The sequence below is a fragment of the Pectobacterium zantedeschiae genome, assembly GCF_004137795.1.
In the GTDB taxonomy this organism is placed as follows: domain Bacteria; phylum Pseudomonadota; class Gammaproteobacteria; order Enterobacterales; family Enterobacteriaceae; genus Pectobacterium; species Pectobacterium zantedeschiae.
On sequence record NZ_NWTM01000001.1, the window covers coordinates 2,282,362 to 2,298,460 of the forward strand.

Sequence of the window (16,099 nt, forward strand, 5' to 3'; positions counted from 1 at the left end):
CGAGGGAGACCCCGGTTGAAACCGGGGTCTGAAGGGCATCAATATCAGGCGCTTAATAGCTGATTCATACGACGAATGAACTGGTTCGGATCGTCCAGCGTACCGCGTTCGGCCAGTAAAGCCTGATCCAGCAGCAGCTCAACCCACTCGCCAAATTCAGCATCGTCAGAAACATCAGCGGCACGTTTAATTAGCGCGTGTTCTGGGTTCAGTTCAAAGATGTACTTCACTTCCGGTGCCTGTTGGCCCGCTGCGGCGAACAGTTTCGCCATCTGCGTACTCATCTCGTCGGCATCTGTCACGACAATCGCAGGCGTATCGGTCAAACGGTACGTGAAGCGTACATCTTTAACACGCTCACCTAGCAACGTTTTCACGCGGTCAACAAACGGCTCCAGTGCTTTCTGTGCTTCTTTCTGCGCATCGTTTTCTTCATCAGCCAGTTTGTCCAGCGTATCATCCGCTTTGCTAACAGACTGGAAGGATTTGCCATCGAACTCGGTCAGATAGCTCATCATCCATTCGTCAATGCGCTCGGACAGCAGCAATACCTCGATACCTTTCTTACGGAATAGCTCTAGGTGTGGGCTGCTCTTCGCCGCTGCATAGCTGTCTGCGGTGATGTAGTAGATTTTGTCCTGACCTTCCACCATCCGGCTAACGTAATCTTCCAGCGATACCGTCTGCGCGGAACTGTCGGATTGCGTGGTGGCAAAGCGCAGCAGTTTCGCGATCGCTTCACGGTTACTACCGTCTTCCGCCGGGCCTTCTTTCAGCACCAGGCCGAACTGTTGCCAGAACGTTTGGTATTTTTCCGCGTCGTCTTTTGCCAGTTTATCCAGCATTTGCAGCACACGTTTAGTCAGTGCATTACGCAGGTTCTGCGTCACACGGCTGTCTTGCAAAATCTCACGAGAAACGTTCAACGGCAGATCGTTGGAATCAATCAGGCCACGAACAAAGCGCAGGTAATTCGGCATGAACTGCTCGGCGTCATCCATAATAAAGACGCGCTGAACATACAATTTCAGACCGTGTTTATGATCGCGGTTCCACATATCCCACGGCGCACGAGCAGGAACATAGAGCAGACTGGTGTATTCCTGCTTACCTTCTACACGGTTGTGACTCCAGCTCAGCGGATCGGTAAAGTCATGGGAGATGTGCTTATAAAATTCGTTGTACTCATCATCGCTGACTTCAGATTTGCTGCGCGTCCACAGGGCTTGTGCCTTGTTAATCTTTTCCCAACTAACGGTGGACTCACCACCTTCTTCTTCACTTTCAGTCTGGGATTCTATTTCTACCGGCAGCGCAATATGGTCGGAGTATTTGCTGATGACGGAACGCACACGCCAATCATCCAGAAACTCGTCTTCACCTTCACGCAGATGCAGAGTGATTTCCGTTCCGCGATCGTCTTTAGTAATGTCGGCAATGGTGTAATCACCTTCACCGGCCGATTCCCAATACACGCCCTGATCGGCATTTGCACCCGCAGCACGGGTACGCACAGTCACTTTATCTGCAACGATGAAGGCGGAGTAGAAACCCACACCGAACTGGCCAATCAGTTGGCTATCTTTAACCTGATCAGAACCCATGGATTCCAGAAAAGCCTTGGTGCCGGATTTCGCAATTGTACCGAGATTATCAATGACTTCGTCACGGTTCATGCCGATACCGTTGTCAGAGATCGTCAGAGTACGTTTTTCTTTATCCGTAGACACGCGTACGCGCAGGTCGCCGTCGCCCGCATACAGCTCTGGCGTAGACAACGCACGGAAACGTAACTTGTCTGCCGCATCGGAGGCGTTGGAGATCAATTCACGCAGAAAAATTTCTTTGTTGGAATAAAGCGAATGGATCATCAAATGCAGGAGTTGCTTAACTTCGGACTGGAACCCGCGAGTTTCTTGGCCTTTCATACTCATTGTTGCTTACCTCAATCCTAATATTATTCAGGCTGATTAAACTGACGATAAGTAGCAGGTGGGGATAAACCAAGATGATTTCAAGGGGTAAATTTCAGCGAATGACGAAAATGGTGGGAGAAAAAAGAAGACTGTGGCTGCCAGAGAGTGACGCTGACAGCCGACAGATTAAAACCGGAAAGGCTGACGACCCGCCAGAGAATGGGAAAGCGTTGTACCATCCACCATTTCCAGCTCACCGCCGACGGGCACACCGTGTGCAATGCGGCTGGCCATCACGCCGTGTTGCGCACAGAGCTCAGCGATATAGTTCGCCGTGGCATCACCTTCTACCGTTGGGTTGGTAGCCAGAATGACTTCGCTGATCGACTCAACTTGCAGACGTTCTTCCAACCGTCCCAAGCCAATATCGTCCGGGCCAATACCATCCAGCGGCGACAAATGCCCCATCAGCACAAAGTAACGACCGGCAAACTGCCCCGTCTGTTCGATCGCATGAATATCAGCCGGGCTTTCTACAACGCAAATTTGCCCATTTTGCTGTCGACGCGGATTCGAACAAATTGCACAAACGTCCTGCTCGGTGAATGTCCGACAATCGCTACAGTGGCCGATTTCGGACATCGCCCGCGTCAACGCCTGCGCTAAACGCATACCTCCGCTGCGGTTACGTTGCAGCAGTTGAAACGCCATGCGCTGCGCCGACTTGGGCCCAACGCCCGGCAGGCAGCGCAGCGCTTCCATCAATGATTCAAGAAGCGGACTGGTCTGCATTAGAACGGCATCTTGAAGCCCGGCGGCAATTGCATACCGCTGGAAACCGATGCCATTTTTTCTTTCTGCGTTTCAGCGATGCGACGAGCAGCATCGTTGAACGCCGCAGCGATCAGATCTTCCAGCATCTCTTTGTCGTCTTCCATCAGACTGGGATCGATCTCAACACGACGGCAGTTATGCGCACCGTTGATCGTGATTTTCACCAGACCTGCGCCCGATTCGCCCGTGACTTCCAGATTTGCCACTTCTTCCTGCATCTGCTGCATTTTTTCCTGCATCTGCTGGGCTTGCTTCATCAGGTTGCCAATTCCACCTTTACCAAACATAGTTTTCTCTCTATCACGTCGGGCTGCGCACTCGCAGCGGTTAAACAGGGCGGATACTTTCTTCGTCCAGTTCCGCATCAAAGAAACGCCGCAGCGTTTGAATCGTTGTATCGGCCAGAATCGACTGACGCGCCTGCGCCAGCTTCTCTTCATATATAGCCTGACGCCACTCCAGCGGCGTTCGCACCGCAGGGTTGTCGTCTTCAGTAATCAGTAATTCTACAGGATGCCCGTAGTGAGCCGTCAATGCGTCCCCCAGCGTCTTTTGCGCCGCAGGCGAATTCAGATGCCGCTGAGATGAACGCAGATGTAAATGGATTTTATCTGCTTCTTCACTCTCTTTAAACGCATTGAGTGCCAGCTGTTGTACCAGCTTTGGCAGCGTCAGGCGATGGATTTCCGCCGCCCATGGATCCCGCTCTAATGACTCTTCCGCCAGCCGTGCCGCCAGTTCCGGCGTTTTTTCGTGCTCTAGTGCCGAACGCAGAGCTTTTGGCGTCGTCACATCGACCTTCTCTTCGTCGACTTTATTCTGTGCCCGCCAACGATAGGCTTCTGGCTTTTTAGGCTCAGAAGGAGACGTTTTCGCGTTTTGCCGTTGAATGCTGCGCTCAGTCACTGAGGCCAATCGCTCCAGCGCTGAGGTTGCCGGCCGCGTATTGTCAGACGCCGCCGGTTCAGCCTTTTTTGGTGGCGTACTCCCCTGTTTTCGCAGGAGCTGACTGCGCGCCTGTAACAGCTGAGAAGTCGCATCAGGCAGTTCGCTCCCACTATGCTGATCCGCAGAATCGGCAGAAACAGGCGGTTCCCCTAACGGCGGGGCATACGCGGAAACATCCATCGGCGGTTCGGGAGAATAAGATGGCGGTGGCACGTCGTCATGAAATTCCGTGTTTTGTGGCATCGACGCACGAGTCACCGACGATGCGGTAGCAACAGGCTGCTGCACAGGAGGCTGGATAGAAGTCACGCGCGCAGCCTGAACAGGAACGGTGCTGACGGGTCCTACAGGCTCGGCAATAATCTGACTGGGGTGAAACGCCAACGCTCTCAGGAGCGTCATTTCAACGCCCATCCGACGATCTGGTGCAAAAGGCAGCTCTTTGCGGCCAATGAGCATCGTCTGGTAGTAAAGCTGTACGTCTGCTGGTGGCAGCGCACGCGCCAACTCTCGCATACGGGCTTCAACTGCGGCGTAATCATCGCCTAACGCCGCAGGCAGCAGTTGGACCATCGCAATACGGTGTAACAGTGTCTGGGTTTCCACCAATAACGATTCCCAGTCCACGCCTCGTGCCGCTACCTGATCGAGCAGCGACATGACTTGCCCACCATCGCCTTTCGCCAACGCTTCAATCAGTGCCAGCGGTTGTTCATCGTCCAGCGTACCCAGCATTTGGCTGACTGAAACGGTCGTCACCTGCCCTTGCCCCATGGCAATCGCCTGATCGGTCAGACTCAGGGCATCACGCAAGCTACCATCGGCAGCACGCGCCAAGAGTTGTAGCGCACGCGGTTCGCTAACGAGATTTTCCGCCTGTAATACCTGTTCCAAATGCGCACGAATCTGTTCGACATCCAGCGCTTTGAGATGAAATTGCAGGCAGCGCGACAAAATGGTCACCGGCAGTTTCTGCGGATCGGTGGTCGCCAATAGGAATTTGACGTGTGGAGGTGGCTCTTCCAGAGTTTTTAACAACGCATTAAAGCTGTGGCGCGATAACATGTGTACTTCGTCAATCAGGTACACCTTGAATCGCCCACGCGCGGGGGCATACTGCACGTTATCCAACAGATCGCGCGTGTCTTCGACTTTAGTGCGAGAAGCGGCGTCGATTTCAATCAAATCGACAAAACGGCCCTGTTCGATTTCTCGGCAGTTGTCACACTGGCCGCACGGCGTTGCCGTCACACCCTGCTCGCAATTCAGCCCTTTTGCCAGCAAACGGGCAATCGTCGTCTTCCCGACACCGCGGGTGCCAGAAAACAAATAAGCGTGATGAATTCGACCTAGGGAAAGGCCGTTAGCCAACGCGGTCAGGACATGTTCCTGACCGACAACTTGGGTAAACGTTTGGGGACGCCACTTACGGGCAAGAACCTGATAGCTCATCAATACCGCAACAGTCGAGTTATTGAGGCGATCATGCTAACACAGCCACGCCGCTATCGGCGAGACTGTTATGATTAATGACCGGGGAAGTCAACCAGGCTATAGCAGGCCACACCCATCTCAGTCAGACGTTGCTCACCACCCAGATCAAACAGATTGATGATAAAAGCGGCATCGCTCACCGTACCACCCAGACGACGAATCAGTTTCACGGTGGCCTCAAGCGTACCGCCCGTTGCCAGCAGATCGTCAATCACCAGCACATTATCGCCAGCAGAAATAGCGTCGGCATGAATTTCCAACGTATCTGAACCGTATTCCAGTTCATAGCTTTCACTGATCGTCGGACGTGGAAGCTTGCCCGGTTTACGCACGGGAACAAAACCTACCCCCAGTGCCAGAGCAACCGGTGCGCCAAACAGGAAACCACGCGCTTCTGTGCCGACAACCTTAGTCACACCAGTGTTGCGATAACGGTTCGCCAGCATCTCAATACTGGCCGCATAGGCCACAGGATCTTCCAGCAGGCTGGTGACATCACGGAACAGTATCCCCGGCTTCGGATAATCGGGAATGCTTTTGATACTGTTTTTAATTAATTCTGCCTGCTGCTGCGCTGTTACGGTCATCATAGTTGTGCCTGATAAAACGTTCTGAACATACAAATGCCGGTCACCACAAGGCTTTCATCATCGCATGATGTGTGATGAAGAGGCATTATGACAAAGAGGAAAATGGCGACCCGCGCACGAAAACGCTCAAATCTAGTCAAAGTGACGGATAAATGCAACCATCCGCACTCTGGGTGGGTATTTTTTGTATACCCGTCACGGAGGCCGCCGTTTGCGCTATCTTTTCGGATTCGCGCTTTGCGTTTGTTGTTCTGGATCAATCACGGGTAAACGAAGCATAAAGGTCAGCAAAATAGTCAAAATGACTAACAGCAAGATCCTGACCCAGACGAGCTTAACCAGCCAGAGTGACAGCGCGAACGTCAACAAAATCATGGTGACGGCCTTCCATTTTGCTCCCGGCGGCAAGGCTCGGTGTTGCTGCCAGTGGCGCAGATAGCTGCCAAACCAGGAGCGATACAGTAACCAATCATGGAAACGCGGGGACGAACGGGCAAAACACCAGGCGGCCAGTAACAAGAATGGAGTGGTCGGTAATAAAGGTAATACGACACCCAACGTTGCCAGCACAACGGAAACCCACCCCAATATAATCAGCAACACGCGATACATATTCACCTTTACACCTTGTTTGCTACCAATATGTTTTGTCTACTCAACATGCTTTGTCTACGACAATGCCCATCACACTTTATCACCACCTTGCCCGATGAATTAGTTAAGATATCCTCATGCAGTGTATTAAGGCGACGTAGACTCACTGTATCGATCTACTGGTGGCGACTCGCTGAACTATCAGCCTTACCGTAAGGGAAAAAAGTGAATACGCATCAATTGCTGCTGGTACTTGAACAACAAATTAACACGCTGGCGAAAGAGCTTGAGCCGCTGGCGGATAAAGCAGTACCGCAATCGCGCTTTGATCGTCAGCTTTTTAGCAGCTATGGCACCAGGCTGCGTGACTATCGCGCCGAAGTTGAACAAAACCTGCACGCAATAAAACAGCTTGTCGCTGAACAGCGCACCGATCGCGTGGCATTTCTGGCGGAAAAATTGGTCAGGCAGATAGCCGCATTACAGCGTGAACTGGCGACACAATCATTGCGCAGACAAGAGCAAAGCGCCGTACCACAGCAGGAAGATGTATATCACAAGCTGGCGGAACATCAGGATTATGAACGCCGTTTGCTTTCTATGATTCAGGATAGAGAAAGTCTGCTCCTTACACAGACGCTTTTCAGCGAGCAACAGCGGTTGCAAAAAGAGCTGGCCGCGCTCGAAGGACGGCTGTCACGCTGCCGTCAGGCGCTGACACGCCTGGAACGTCAGATCGAACGTCGGGAGCAAGGATTGTAGCGCGATAGCTTAGCCGAGAAAGAAGAGGAACTGATTCATGTCACTTGAAAACGCACCACCCGAAGTCAAGCTGGCGGTCGATTTGATTATGCTGCTGGAAGAAAACAAAATCGAACCGCGTATCGTACTAGCCGCGTTGGCAATGGTGCGTACCGATTTTGAGAAAAAGCTCTCGCAAGAAGAAAGCAACGCTGAATCCTCCACCCAAGGTAAATAGCTCAGCGTTTTAAAGACAAGAGATTTTAATGCATCGAACCACGACTTACTCAGCGGGTTTGCGTAACGAAGGGCTAAAATGCAGCATATCGATAAAGGCATCCACCAGCGCTGGCGCTTCCTGATCGAGATCGAAACTTTCCGGCATAAATAGCCAGTTTTCCATCACGCCGGAAAAATAAGCACGCAACGCAATCGCGGCACGACGAGGATAAATGTCCATCGGCAACATTCCCATGCGGATGCACTCAATCAGGTTTTCTTCGATATCGACATAACAGGAAAGATAAAGCTCTTTGCGTGCATTATACGATTGCAACATTTCACCGACAAACTCACATTTGTGAAAAGCGATCTCCATAATAGATCGCCAGTGGGTATCACTAACGGTTAAACGCAGCATATAAATCAATAATTCACGCATCACGCGGAGTGGATTATCAGGGAATTTTGTCTGATACTCTATTTCAAACTCACTGATCTTTGACTCTGCCAGAACCCAGATTTCATCAAAAATTTCGGCTTTGTTCTTAAAATGCCAATAAATAGCACCGCGGGTCACACCAGCAGCAGTCGCAATGTCAGACAATGAAGTCGCAGACACACCATGCTCAGAGAACACCCTTAACGCAGTATCCAGTATCTGTTGCCTAGTTTCCTGAGCCTGTTTTTTGGTTTTTCGTGCCATGATAATTTGGTTTTTCGTGCCATATCGCTGTATTTGAAGGAAAGTGAGATTTACATACATTCAAGTATGTATGTAACATAGCACGAACATAAGACTATAGCAGCAATGGGTTTTTAAGCTTGTGATCCATTGGTCAATTTCAAATCGGACACTTGAGGTTTATCTATGAACAAAAACAGAGGGCTAACGCCTCTGGCGGCAGTTCTGATGCTTTCTGGCGGCTTAATGCTTGCAGGATGTGATGGCGGCAATAATCAGCAAGGCGGCGCACAACAGCAGATGCCTGAAGTGGGTATTGTTACGTTGAAAACGGAAGCACTGAATGTTATGACCGAGCTGCCAGGCCGTACAAGTGCTTACCGCATTGCAGAGGTTCGCCCACAGGTTGGCGGTATTATCCTCAAGCGCAACTTTGTTGAAGGATCTGACATTAAAGCTGGTGCATCGCTATATCAGATCGATCCTGCAACATACCAGGCAAATTATAATAGCGCCAAAGGCTCACTTGCTCAGGCACAAGCTCAGGCAGAAATTGCCCGCCTGACGGTTAACCGCTATAAACCGCTGCTGGGCACCAATTACGTCAGCAAGCAGGATTACGATCAGGCTGTTGCCACCTCTCGTCAGGCTGACGCCGCCGTTCAGGCTGCCAAAGCGGCAGTTGACACGGCGCAAATCAATTTGGCCTACACCAAAGTTAATTCGCCAATTGAAGGCCGCGTGGGTAAATCCACGGTCACGGAAGGCGCATTGGTATCCACTGGCCAGACAACGGCACTAACGACCGTACAACAGCTTGATCCAATCTATGTTGATGTCACACAGTCCAGTAATGATTTCCTGCAACTGAAAAGAGAGCTGGAAAACGGCACGCTGAAACAAAATCAAGGCAAAGCGAATATTCGCCTGCTGTTAGAAAACGGTACCGAATATGCTGAAGCGGGGACATTGGAATTCTCTGATGTAACCGTAGATGAAACCACCGGTTCCATCACGCTGCGCGCTATTTTCCCTAACCCACAGCATAACCTGCTGCCTGGTATGTTTGTACGAGCTCGCCTCGATTCCGGTGTTAACCCAACGGCACTGTTAGTTCCTCAGCAAGGAATCACCCGCGATCCACGTGGTCAAGCTACGGCGATGGTCGTTGGGGAAGGCGATAAAGTAGAACCTCGCGCGCTTAAAACCAGTAAAGCAATTGGTGACAAATGGTTGGTTACCGAAGGCTTGAAAGCGGGCGACCGCGTTATCCTCACTGGTCTGCAAAAAATCAGACCCGGTGCGCAGGTGAAAGTTAAAGAAGTCGCTCCAGAAAATCTGCAGGCGCAGCAAGCGTCAGCAGAACCCGCGAAGTCTTAAGACGTTCTAACAGGAGCCGGTACAATTCATGGCTAAGTTTTTTATAGATCGACCCATTTTTGCATGGGTACTCGCCATCATGGTGATGCTGACGGGGTTGCTGGCAATTGTTAAGTTACCCATTGCCCAGTATCCGACGATCGCACCACCCGCGATTGACGTAACAGCAACGTATCCAGGGGCCGATGCATCAACGCTGCAAGATTCCGTTACGCAGGTTATCGAACAGAATATGAACGGTATCGATAACCTGATGTACATGTCATCAAGCAGTGACTCCTCTGGTACGGTTCAGATTACGCTGACCTTTGACGCTGGTACCGATCCAGACATCGCGCAGGTTCAGGTGCAGAACAAACTGCAACTGGCCATGCCGCTGCTGCCGCAGGAAGTACAGCAGCAAGGGGTTAACGTTCAGAAATCAAGTAGCAGCTTCCTCATGGTTGCCGCCTTCATTAGTGAAGACGGTAAAATGTCGCAGGAAGATATCGCTGACTACGTGGCTGCTAACGTTAAAGACCCGATCAGCCGTACATCCGGTGTCGGTGACGCGCAGCTGTTTGGCTCCCAGTACGCCATGCGTATCTGGCTGGATCCGAACAAACTGAATAACTATCAGTTAACTGCCGGTGATGTCACAGCCGCGATCAAAGTTCAAAATAACCAGATCGCCGCAGGGCAATTGGGGGGCGCACCACCGGTTCCCGGGCAGCAGTTGAACGCCTCAATCATTGCGCAAACCCGTCTGAATTCAGCAGAGGAGTTTTCTAAAATACTGCTGAAAGTTAACGCTGATGGGTCTCAGGTTCGCCTTAAAGACGTCGCACGCGTTGAGCTAGGAGCAGAAGGCTACGACGTTATCGCGCGCTTCAATGGTAAGCCCGCTGCTGGTATCGGTATCAAATTGGCAACAGGCGCGAACGCGCTGGATACGGCAACCGCAGTAAAAAATGCGCTGACCAAAGCGGAAGAGTTCTTCCCTTCCGGCCTGAAAGTCGTTTACCCGTACGATACAACGCCGTTCGTTAAGATTTCGATCAACGAAGTGGTGAAAACGCTGGTAGAAGCCATCGTACTGGTATTCCTGGTCATGTATCTGTTCTTGCAGAACTTCCGTGCCACGCTGATCCCAACCATCGCGGTGCCAGTCGTCTTGCTGGGGACGTTTGCAATCCTCTCTGCGTTTGGTTATTCCATAAACACCTTGACGATGTTCGCGATGGTTCTCGCCATCGGGCTTCTGGTGGATGATGCCATCGTCGTCGTGGAAAACGTAGAACGTGTCATGGCGGAAGAAGGTCTACCGCCTAAAGAAGCAACCAAACGCTCCATGGAGCAGATCCAGGGCGCGTTGGTCGGTATTGCACTGGTTCTGTCCGCTGTATTCGTCCCGATGGCGTTTACTGGTGGTTCTACTGGGGCAATCTATCGCCAGTTCTCCATCACAATCGTTTCTGCGATGGTGCTGTCGGTTCTGGTCGCGTTGATTTTAACGCCAGCGCTTTGTGCAACACTTCTGAAGCCAATCGCCAAAGGCGATCACGGTGAAAAAACAGGCTTCTTCGGCTGGTTCAACAGGCTGTTTGAGAAGAGCACGCACCACTACACCGACAGCGTGGCGAATATCCTGCGCAGCACTGGCCGTTATCTGGTCATCTATCTGTTGATTGTTGTGGGTCTGGCACTGTTGTTCTTACGTTTACCAACGTCCTTCCTACCGGATGAAGACCAAGGGGTTCTCCTGAACATTGTTCAGCTACCTTCAGGTGCGACGCAGGAAAACACTCAGAAAATCATGGACAGAATGACGAAATATTATCTCGAAAATGAGAAAAATAACGTCAAGTCTGTATTTACTGTGACGGGCTTTGGGTTCTCTGGTCGTGGGCAGAATGCCGGTTTGGCCTTCGCCAGCTTGAATGACTGGAGTGAACGAAGCGGTGCGGAGAATAAAGTCCAGGCGATTGCTGGCAGGGCTAACGCGGTCTTCAGTCAGTATAAAGAAGCTATCGTGATTGCGGCCAACGTCCCTGCGATTATCGAACTGGGTACAGCAACAGGTTTCGACTTCCAGTTGATTGACCAGGCTAACCTTGGTCATGCAAAACTGACTGAAGCACGTAATCAGTTACTCGGCATGGCTGCACAACACCCTGATACGCTGGTACAAGTTCGTCCTAACGGGATGGAAGATACACCGCAATTCCGTCTTGATATCGATCAGGAAAAAGCTCAGGCGCTTGGTGTGTCACTGTCGGATATCAGCTCTACGTTGGCAACAACGCTGGGTGGATCTTATGTGAATGACTTTATCGATCGTGGCCGTGTGAAGAAAGTTTACGTTCAGGCCGATGCGCCTTTCCGTATGCTGCCAGATGACATCAAAAACTGGTACATCCGCGGTAGTAACGGACAAATGGTGCCATTCTCTGCATTCACGCAGAGCCACTGGGAATACGGTTCACCGCGTCTGGAGCGTTATAACGGTCAACCATCCATGCAGATACAGGGCGAAGCCGCTCCAGGTAAGAGTACTGGTGAAGCCATGGCATTGATGGAAAGTTTCGTCACCCAATTACCGCAAGGTATCGGCTACGAATGGACGGGTATGTCTTATCAAGAGCGGTTATCAGGCAACCAGGCTCCTGCAATCTATGCCATTTCATTGATTGTCGTGTTCCTATGTCTGGCAGCACTTTATGAAAGCTGGTCAATACCGTTCTCCGTCATGCTGGTTGTTCCATTAGGGATCATCGGTGCATTGATTGCAGCGAATATGACAGGTCTTGAAAACGACGTTTACTTTAAGGTGGGCCTGCTGACAACCATAGGGCTATCCGCGAAGAACGCCATATTGATTGTCGAATTTGCTAAAGACCTGATGGAAAAAGAAGGGAAAGGACTGATAGAAGCAACGCTCGATGCCGTTCGTATGCGTTTGCGCCCAATCCTGATGACATCACTTGCCTTTATCCTCGGTGTAATGCCGCTGGTAATCAGTAGTGGTGCAGGTTCCGGTGCACAGAATGCTGTTGGTACTGGCGTAATGGGCGGGATGATTACCGCAACCGTGCTGGCTATCTTCTTCGTTCCAGTGTTCTTTGTTGTTGTCCGCCGCCGCTTTGGCAAGAAAGCAGACGACACAACAGCACACTAAAACCATCCCCAGAGATGTATCCTAAAAGGCCGCCTAGCGGCCTTTTTTACGCCCCACCCTCACCACCTTCACATTACGACTAATCCGTGCCAAACAGCGCGCTGTCCTGGTTTGTCTCTTACCCATATCTATAGTGACGTAGAGAGTACAGATATCTCGCCACAACATAATGGTTGATCCTGATGCTAAAAAAGCGCAACATGCTTTGTATGTTATAACATAACAATTGAGGTAGATATGAAACCGGGTATTCACCCTGACTATCGCACAGTGGTATTTCATGATACCAGCGCAGATGTCTATTACAGAACTGGATCAACCATTAAAACCGATCGGACGATTGAGCTTGAGGGCACCAACTACCCTTACGTCACCATCGACGTTTCTTCGGCATCGCATCCCTATTACACCGGGAAGCAAAAAGAATATTCCAAAGAAGGTAGCACGGCGCGCTTCCAGCAGCGTTTTGGGAACTTCTTCAAGTAATCAGAGAGGGTTATTAAATGCAGGTTCTTAGTTCGCTGCGTTCAGCAAAAAATCGCCATAAAGATTGTATAGTAGTCCGCCGTCGCGGACGAGTTTACGTTATATGTAAATCCAACCCGCGCTTTAAGGCAGTACAAGGCGGGAAAAAGAAAAAAGGTTAATCTTTTCCAGGTTCATCCCGTACGGTCTGCGTTGCGACACTAACAAGACCGCTCGGGATTATTTTCATAAAAAAACTTCTGAAACAATAAGATAACGAAAAACAATTCACCTTATCAACTGAAAAATCCCGTCGCATTACTTCTGTCATTCCTCATATTTTCAGATAGAAATAATTAAATAAACCGCAGCCGAGTTTATTCTATGCTCATTGTTACAACAAAAAATCTGAGATTTAATCAAAATAAATAGCAATGAAAACCTTATCTATTACCCGCGAACTTTACGAACGCTTTTGCTATAGTCATATATAGAATGACGTAATCGTCACCAACATGGTAGAGCTATACTTAAGGTTAAGTCATGATATGTTGGTATTTACGCCGACCCTATTTCGCGACATAGTAGATAGTAGGAGGTGAAAAAATCTTTGTTGTCTCATTCATTGCTGAACAAATCACAATCGTCAACGCATTACCTGTAACAGCATGAATACGAAACAATGCTAATGTCTTTATCTTGCAGGCTTCATCAGTCTACCTGTTTACCAGGTGTTAACCGCAGTAACACTGAATAACGGCTTAACGGAGGGATTGATATGGATGAGTACACACCAAAACATTATGATATTGCCCAACTCAGATTCTTATGTGAGAATCTGTGTGATGAAAGCATAGCTACGTTAGGCGATAGCAGTCACGGCTGGGTCAATGATCCAACATCTGCGATCAATCTCCAATTAAATGAACTTATTGAGCATATCGCTACGTTTATTCTCACATTTAAAATAAAATACCCTAACGAAAGTGAGCTTTCAGAGCAGGTTGAAAAGTATTTGGATGATACGTACGTCTTGTTTAGCAACTATGGTATTAATGATGCAGAACTACGACGTTGGCAGAAGTCCAAAGCAAAATTATTCGGAATGTTCTCAGGGGAGAACGTCTGTACGCCTGCTAAAACTTAAGCAATAATTTATTTATATTTTTTAACCACCAGGTACTGTTTGCATAGGCCATTATGAAAAAAATCGACTATTTGATGCGTTTGCGTAAATGCACAACCATTGACACCCTCGAACGCGTTATTGAAAAAAACAAGTATGAGCTCTCTAATGATGAACTAGAGATGTTCTTTTCTGCAGCCGATCATCGTCTGGCTGAGTTGACGATGAACAAACTCTACGACAAAGTTCCTACTGCAGTATGGCGATATGTCCGTTAATTTCTAACGAGCGCATACAAAAACTGACATTAAATACACTGTGCCGATAATATTATCGGCCTTTGTTTTTATTATATTTTTAACGCATTAATTAAGTAAGACTTGTAACAAATTGTATTTTTAATATTAAGTAAAAATGCAAAACCCTTCTCGCTCCACGCTTATTCCCCATCACTTATCGTTTATAACAATTGCATCGATAGATGACATACGGATGGTATATCTCTTGATGAAAAACAGAGGTCGTAATAATTACCGCAATTATTACTCGGTAAGTAAAGATATGTAGTCTTCTCCCTGAAGAAAGCAAAAGCAGTGCATGATGCCTGTTAAGCCGAGAATGACGGCACTGAGTTTATGTATGCGAAAATGTTGAGTGTATGGCAGAAACACGAGGTCGATAAGCAGAAGAGAAAGTCACAGCCTGACGATAAAAAGTTATACAGAGGCAGAATTGGTGGAGGCCCTGCCAGCTACATCCCGGCACACACGTCTCCTGCTGCGGCTGCTTCCTTCCGGATCTGACCGAGTCCACAGGTTAGTGTTGCGGGAGAACCGACAGGGCCTCCATTGACGACTTTATAACAGCTTACACATGGTAACTACAGCGTGCTACAAAGCGGTGGGCATTATCGGTGATGAGATAGGCAATTGCAAGCTAACCCAGACTAACCGTTGTTTTCTTACTCACCTTACTATGCCACTATGATGTTTCATCGATTTAGAAACAGCAGGAACATCCTCGGATGTCAGAAGAAAACGATAATTTTCGCCAGCGAGTTTTTCAAATCGTCGCGGCAATACCGTACGGAAAAATAGCGACCTATGGCGACATCGCGCAGCTTGCTGATTCGCCCAGAGCATCAAGACAAGTCGGCGGTGTGCTAAAACGCCTGCCGAAAGACAGCAAACTCCCCTGGCATCGAGTAATCAACCGTAAAGGCGAAATATCGCTGGCTGGTGGAGATTATGTACGCCAGAAATCTGCACTACAGGCAGAAGGGGTGATTTTCAATCGTCAGGGAAAGATTGATCTTGCTAAATATCGCTGGCAATACGCGCCATAACGGCGCGTATTCAGATAAATTACCAGATTGGCTGCGGAGCCATAGATGACGAATCGGGCTGCCCCTGAAGCATATGAGGAGTCTGATTTGTTGGGTTAGATATCATTGAGCCCTGATTTTTCGCTGGTAAGGGAACAGAAGCGACAGGCACCAATACCAGATCGGCGTTATTTACTCCGTTGCTGATGACTGGCAAGACATTCTCCGTCACCATTACGATACGGTTATCGATCGCAACCGCTGCGCTGAGTAAGATGCGCGCGTTAGGCTGAATATCAGCTGGGTTGTACGGTAATTCGAATTGGAAAGGAGCCTGCTTCCCTTCTGTACGCGTTACGCGCTGAGTAATAACTTTAGAAGGCGCATCTGCCAGCGATGCATCAGACACTGTAACGGTCAAAACTGCGTTGTGAGGTAGCGCAATGCGCTGACGAATATTCACGGTACCAGTTACCGCTGGCATCGCGACAGCCGGACGCGCTGAAGAAACACTGGTGACAGGTGCACCAGTCTGAGGAGAAACGCCATAATCACCCCTCTGTGCACATGCAACCAGAGTCATCGATAACGTGATACCGCCTAAGATATGCCATAATTTCATTCGG

At 49.5% G+C, this 16,099-nt stretch carries 17 protein-coding genes and 1 other RNA gene; 9 read left to right on the forward strand and 9 right to left on the reverse strand.

The genetic code is table 11. The features are described from left to right. Positions 1-44: 44 nt before the first annotated feature. From htpG to CLR69_RS10405, 6 genes are all read right to left on the reverse strand, one after another. Positions 45-1,928 (reverse strand): molecular chaperone HtpG, encoded by a 1,884-nt coding sequence (htpG, locus tag CLR69_RS10380; protein ID WP_167483400.1) that lies wholly within the window; start codon positions 1,926-1,928, stop codon positions 45-47. Positions 1,929-2,102: 174 nt separating this feature from the next. Beyond that, positions 2,103-2,708, reverse strand: a complete 606-nt coding sequence (recR, locus tag CLR69_RS10385; protein ID WP_014914551.1) for a recombination mediator RecR — start codon at positions 2,706-2,708, stop codon at positions 2,103-2,105. Further along, entirely contained in the window at positions 2,708-3,037 is a 330-nt protein-coding gene (locus CLR69_RS10390) for a YbaB/EbfC family nucleoid-associated protein (RefSeq protein WP_005976112.1), read from the reverse strand. Before CLR69_RS10390 ends, recR begins: the two co-directional genes overlap by 1 nt. Before the next feature lie 40 nt (positions 3,038-3,077). Beyond that, positions 3,078-5,150: a DNA polymerase III subunit gamma/tau gene (dnaX, locus tag CLR69_RS10395; RefSeq protein WP_129712598.1), complete on the reverse strand. Its 2,073-nt coding sequence runs from the start codon at positions 5,148-5,150 to the stop codon at positions 3,078-3,080. Positions 5,151-5,224: 74 nt separating this feature from the next. Beyond that, complete coding sequence (gene apt / locus CLR69_RS10400; RefSeq protein WP_129712860.1) at positions 5,225-5,779, reverse strand: adenine phosphoribosyltransferase; 555 nt, start codon at positions 5,777-5,779, stop codon at positions 5,225-5,227. A 219-nt stretch (positions 5,780-5,998) separates the two neighbouring features. Beyond that, positions 5,999-6,394, reverse strand: coding sequence for a DUF454 family protein (locus CLR69_RS10405; RefSeq protein ID WP_129712861.1), 396 nt, complete (start codon positions 6,392-6,394; stop codon positions 5,999-6,001). 207 nt (positions 6,395-6,601) lie between these two features. Between CLR69_RS10405 and priC the strand changes: the two genes are divergently transcribed. Both priC and rsmS read left to right on the forward strand, forming a co-directional pair. Continuing rightward, on the forward strand, positions 6,602-7,138 hold the full coding sequence (priC, locus tag CLR69_RS10410; protein WP_129703371.1) for a primosomal replication protein PriC: 537 nt from the start codon (positions 6,602-6,604) through the stop codon (positions 7,136-7,138). 37 nt (positions 7,139-7,175) lie between these two features. Further along, entirely contained in the window at positions 7,176-7,355 is a 180-nt protein-coding gene (gene rsmS / locus CLR69_RS10415; protein ID WP_129712599.1) for a pleiotropic regulatory protein RsmS, read from the forward strand. A 45-nt stretch (positions 7,356-7,400) separates the two neighbouring features. Here the strand turns inward: rsmS and acrR are convergent, their stop codons facing one another. Next, positions 7,401-8,042 (reverse strand): multidrug efflux transporter transcriptional repressor AcrR, encoded by a 642-nt coding sequence (gene acrR / locus CLR69_RS10420; RefSeq protein ID WP_129703367.1) that lies wholly within the window; start codon positions 8,040-8,042, stop codon positions 7,401-7,403. Between the two features lie 165 nt (positions 8,043-8,207). Here acrR and CLR69_RS10425 point away from each other — a divergent pair, with 165 nt between their 5' ends. The 6 genes from CLR69_RS10425 to CLR69_RS10450 all read left to right on the forward strand — a co-directional run bounded on the left by CLR69_RS10425 (position 8,208) and on the right by CLR69_RS10450 (position 14,427). Further along, a complete protein-coding gene (locus tag CLR69_RS10425; protein ID WP_129712600.1) occupies positions 8,208-9,401 on the forward strand; it encodes an efflux RND transporter periplasmic adaptor subunit in 1,194 nt (397 codons plus the stop codon). Positions 9,402-9,429: 28 nt separating this feature from the next. Continuing rightward, positions 9,430-12,558, forward strand: a complete 3,129-nt coding sequence (locus CLR69_RS10430) for an efflux RND transporter permease subunit (protein ID WP_129712601.1) — start codon at positions 9,430-9,432, stop codon at positions 12,556-12,558. Between the two features lie 237 nt (positions 12,559-12,795). Beyond that, a complete protein-coding gene (locus tag CLR69_RS10435) occupies positions 12,796-13,044 on the forward strand; it encodes a type B 50S ribosomal protein L31 (protein ID WP_129703361.1) in 249 nt (82 codons plus the stop codon). A 17-nt stretch (positions 13,045-13,061) separates the two neighbouring features. Then, positions 13,062-13,205: a type B 50S ribosomal protein L36 gene (gene ykgO / locus CLR69_RS10440; protein WP_005976091.1), complete on the forward strand. Its 144-nt coding sequence runs from the start codon at positions 13,062-13,064 to the stop codon at positions 13,203-13,205. Between the two features lie 596 nt (positions 13,206-13,801). Beyond that, the gene (gene tomB, locus CLR69_RS10445; protein WP_005976089.1) at positions 13,802-14,170 is read left to right on the forward strand and encodes an Hha toxicity modulator TomB; all 369 of its coding nucleotides are present in this window, start codon (positions 13,802-13,804) and stop codon (positions 14,168-14,170) included. Positions 14,171-14,223: 53 nt separating this feature from the next. Further along, positions 14,224-14,427, forward strand: a complete 204-nt coding sequence (locus CLR69_RS10450; protein ID WP_005976087.1) for an HHA domain-containing protein — start codon at positions 14,224-14,226, stop codon at positions 14,425-14,427. Between the two features lie 464 nt (positions 14,428-14,891). Here the strand turns inward: CLR69_RS10450 and ffs are convergent. Further along, positions 14,892-14,988, reverse strand: an RNA gene (ffs, locus tag CLR69_RS10455) — signal recognition particle sRNA small type. Between the two features lie 185 nt (positions 14,989-15,173). Between ffs and CLR69_RS10460 the strand changes: the two genes are divergently transcribed. Next, positions 15,174-15,494, forward strand: a complete 321-nt coding sequence (locus CLR69_RS10460; RefSeq protein WP_129703359.1) for an MGMT family protein — start codon at positions 15,174-15,176, stop codon at positions 15,492-15,494. Positions 15,495-15,513: 19 nt separating this feature from the next. Here the strand turns inward: CLR69_RS10460 and CLR69_RS10465 are convergent, their stop codons facing one another. Beyond that, positions 15,514-16,095: a YbaY family lipoprotein gene (locus CLR69_RS10465; RefSeq protein ID WP_129712602.1), complete on the reverse strand. Its 582-nt coding sequence runs from the start codon at positions 16,093-16,095 to the stop codon at positions 15,514-15,516. Positions 16,096-16,099 lie beyond the last annotated feature (4 nt).

Excerpts from the sequence above, each read along its gene's own strand:
- CLR69_RS10390 (WP_005976112.1), bottom strand. The coding sequence starts at position 3,037 with ATGTTTGGTAAAGGTGGAATTGGCAACCTGATGAAGCAAGCCCAGCAG.
- CLR69_RS10430 (WP_129712601.1), top strand. The coding sequence starts at position 9,430 with ATGGCTAAGTTTTTTATAGATCGACCCATTTTTGCATGGGTACTCGCC.
- rsmS (WP_129712599.1), top strand. The coding sequence starts at position 7,176 with ATGTCACTTGAAAACGCACCACCCGAAGTCAAGCTGGCGGTCGATTTG.
- CLR69_RS10465 (WP_129712602.1), bottom strand. The coding sequence starts at position 16,095 with ATGAAATTATGGCATATCTTAGGCGGTATCACGTTATCGATGACTCTG.
- dnaX (WP_129712598.1), bottom strand. The coding sequence starts at position 5,150 with ATGAGCTATCAGGTTCTTGCCCGTAAGTGGCGTCCCCAAACGTTTACC.
- CLR69_RS10435 (WP_129703361.1), top strand. The coding sequence starts at position 12,796 with ATGAAACCGGGTATTCACCCTGACTATCGCACAGTGGTATTTCATGAT.
- acrR (WP_129703367.1), bottom strand. The coding sequence starts at position 8,042 with ATGGCACGAAAAACCAAAAAACAGGCTCAGGAAACTAGGCAACAGATA.
- CLR69_RS10450 (WP_005976087.1), top strand. The coding sequence starts at position 14,224 with ATGAAAAAAATCGACTATTTGATGCGTTTGCGTAAATGCACAACCATT.
- apt (WP_129712860.1), bottom strand. The coding sequence starts at position 5,779 with ATGACCGTAACAGCGCAGCAGCAGGCAGAATTAATTAAAAACAGTATC.
- tomB (WP_005976089.1), top strand. The coding sequence starts at position 13,802 with ATGGATGAGTACACACCAAAACATTATGATATTGCCCAACTCAGATTC.
- CLR69_RS10405 (WP_129712861.1), bottom strand. The coding sequence starts at position 6,394 with ATGTATCGCGTGTTGCTGATTATATTGGGGTGGGTTTCCGTTGTGCTG.
- recR (WP_014914551.1), bottom strand. The coding sequence starts at position 2,708 with ATGCAGACCAGTCCGCTTCTTGAATCATTGATGGAAGCGCTGCGCTGC.
- ykgO (WP_005976091.1), top strand. The coding sequence starts at position 13,062 with ATGCAGGTTCTTAGTTCGCTGCGTTCAGCAAAAAATCGCCATAAAGAT.
- htpG (WP_167483400.1), bottom strand. The coding sequence starts at position 1,928 with ATGAAAGGCCAAGAAACTCGCGGGTTCCAGTCCGAAGTTAAGCAACTC.
- CLR69_RS10425 (WP_129712600.1), top strand. The coding sequence starts at position 8,208 with ATGAACAAAAACAGAGGGCTAACGCCTCTGGCGGCAGTTCTGATGCTT.
- CLR69_RS10460 (WP_129703359.1), top strand. The coding sequence starts at position 15,174 with ATGTCAGAAGAAAACGATAATTTTCGCCAGCGAGTTTTTCAAATCGTC.